At 47.4% G+C, this 758-nt stretch carries 2 protein-coding genes; both read left to right on the forward strand.

The window, feature by feature from the left end; genetic code table 11:
- The coding region (locus WH277_RS05635; RefSeq protein WP_339504925.1) for a DnaJ family domain-containing protein at positions 1–289 on the forward strand (289 nt) is incomplete at its 5' end.
- The gene (gene zntR, locus WH277_RS05640; RefSeq protein ID WP_200644133.1) at positions 289–720 is read left to right on the forward strand and encodes a Zn(2+)-responsive transcriptional regulator; all 432 of its coding nucleotides are present in this window, start codon (positions 289–291) and stop codon (positions 718–720) included. The genes WH277_RS05635 and zntR, both read left to right, overlap by 1 nt.
- Positions 721–758: the final 38 nt, after the last annotated feature.

Genomic DNA, 758 nt, shown 5'->3' on the forward strand with positions numbered 1-758 from the left:
CCGCGCATTACAGCTAGACGATGACAGCCATATTCCTGCAGAGCTCCGTGCCAGCTATCGCATTCTAAAAAACTCTGGATTCTTACCTCCTGAGTTGGAGATGAGACGTGAAGCAATAGAACTGCATGAGTTACTCCGCACGGTGGACTCAGAAGAGGAGTGCTATCAGCAACAGGAAAAACAGCTGCGGTTGTTGGAAATGAAGCTGAAACAGGCGGGAATCTGCACGGATTTTTTACATGGCGGCTATGGACGAAAAGTGCAACAGCACTTCAATGAGGAACAGTAATGTACCGTATTGGGCAACTGGCGAAACTGGCTGATGTCACGCCGGATACTATCCGTTTCTATGAAAAGCAGCAGATGATGGATCACGAGGTTCGTACTGAAGGTGGTTTTCGACTTTACAGCGATAGTGATCTTCAGCGCCTTAAGTTTATTCGGTATGGCCGGCAGTTGGGTTTCACTTTGGAAGCGATCCGTGAACTGCTATCGATCCGTGTTGATCCTGAGCATCACACCTGCCAGGAATCGAAAACGATCGTACAGAAGCGACTGAATGAAGTTGAAACCATGTTGACTGAGTTACAGCATATGCAGCGTTCACTGAAGAGGCTTAATGACGCCTGCTGCGGTACATCCCATAGCAGCGTATACTGCTCAATCCTTGAAGCGTTAGAAAAGGGTGCAACCGCGAAAATGGCAAAAACTCCGGATTGAATTTCCGAAATAACAGGACTATATTCTCAGTCGACATT

Origin of the sequence: Erwinia sp. MYb416 (assembly GCF_037479575.1) — a bacterium.
Lineage (GTDB): Bacteria > Pseudomonadota > Gammaproteobacteria > Enterobacterales > Enterobacteriaceae > Erwinia > Erwinia rhapontici.